The organism is Methylophaga sp. UBA1464 (assembly GCF_002325665.1).
In the GTDB taxonomy this organism is placed as follows: Bacteria; Pseudomonadota; Gammaproteobacteria; order Nitrosococcales; family Methylophagaceae; genus Methylophaga.
This window is the reverse complement of the sequence record NZ_DCSO01000089.1, coordinates 48,034-49,207: the sequence shown is the minus strand read 5'-3', so window position 1 is coordinate 49,207 and position 1,174 is coordinate 48,034. Positions and strand designations below refer to the sequence as shown.

Below are 1,174 nucleotides of genomic sequence, written 5' to 3'. Positions count from 1 at the left end.
ATTCCGGTCATTGCCCCAATTGGTGTGGGCAAGGATGGACAATCCTATAATATCAATGCCGATCTGGTTGCCGGCAAGATTGCTGAGGTTTTGCAGGCTGAAAAGTTGATCCTATTGACAAACACGCCCGGGCTACTGGATGCTGACGGAAATTTGCTCACGGGCTTGAATGCAAAACAAGTCAATGATTTAATTGCGGAAGGTGTCATTTACGGTGGAATGTTGCCTAAAATCGGTTGTGCATTAGATGCAGTTCAAGCAGGGGTGACCAGTTCACACATCATCGATGGTCGTGTACAGCATGCTGTCTTGTTGGAAATGTTTACGGATGAGGGTGTTGGTACGCTGATTCGTGGAGGCGGTCGATGACAGAAAAAAAATCTACACGCGCCCTGAATAAACAGTCGCGTCATCAAGCCATACTGGAAGCATTGGCAACGCAACTGGAACTCCATCCCGGTCAACGCATTACCACAGCACAGCTAGCTGAAAGTTTAGAGGTTTCTGAAGCGGCGCTCTACCGCCATTTCCCCAGTAAAGCAAGAATGTTTGAAGGGCTTATCGAGTTTTCAGAAGATACGGTCTTTGGCCTTATCCGCAGAATCCTTGATGAAGATGATAATGCAGTTTCCCGATGTGAAAAAATTATGGCGCTGATACTGGGGTTCAGCGCAAAAAACCCGGGTATCAGTAGTGTACTCGTTGGAACTGCATTAACCGGCGAAACGGAGCGGCTCCGCCAACGAGTCAGTCAATTTTTTGACCGGCTGGAAACACAGTTCCGGCAAATTCTGCGTGAAAGGGAACTAACGTTGACTCAGGCTGGCGGACGACCCGTTAATGAGACGGCTAATCTATTACTCAGTATTGTTGAGGGGCGTCTTCAGCAGTTTGTTCGTAGTGGATTCCGTCAGTCACCACTTCAGGGGTGGGAGCAACAATGGCAACTCATCAACCCGATACTCAGGACATACGCATGATCAATGTGGTGGTGTTAGGTCTTTCAATACCCAGTCTGATTAATGTGGCTGGCAATGAAGATCTGAATATTACTGTGATTGATCCCGACACAATTGATTCAGCTGTTTTGGAAATAAAAGCGGCTAACACTGACATTACCGTGTTGGAACAACACCATGATCGAATAAATACAGATATTTTATGTCTGATTCTG

At 46.7% G+C, this 1,174-nt stretch carries 3 protein-coding genes; all 3 read left to right on the top strand.

The features are described from left to right. Window positions 1–369: acetylglutamate kinase (gene argB, locus B3O33_RS11770; RefSeq protein WP_292363656.1), on the top strand; the 369-nt coding region annotated here is incomplete at its 5' end. After that, window positions 366–980 carry a nucleoid occlusion factor SlmA gene (gene slmA, locus B3O33_RS11765; protein ID WP_292360360.1) on the top strand — a complete coding sequence of 205 codons (615 nt, stop codon included), beginning with the start codon at window positions 366–368 and terminating at the stop codon, window positions 978–980. The genes argB and slmA, both read left to right, overlap by 4 nt. Next, the coding region (locus tag B3O33_RS11760) for a hypothetical protein (RefSeq protein ID WP_292363654.1) at window positions 941–1,174 on the top strand (234 nt) is incomplete at its 3' end. The genes slmA and B3O33_RS11760, both read left to right, overlap by 40 nt.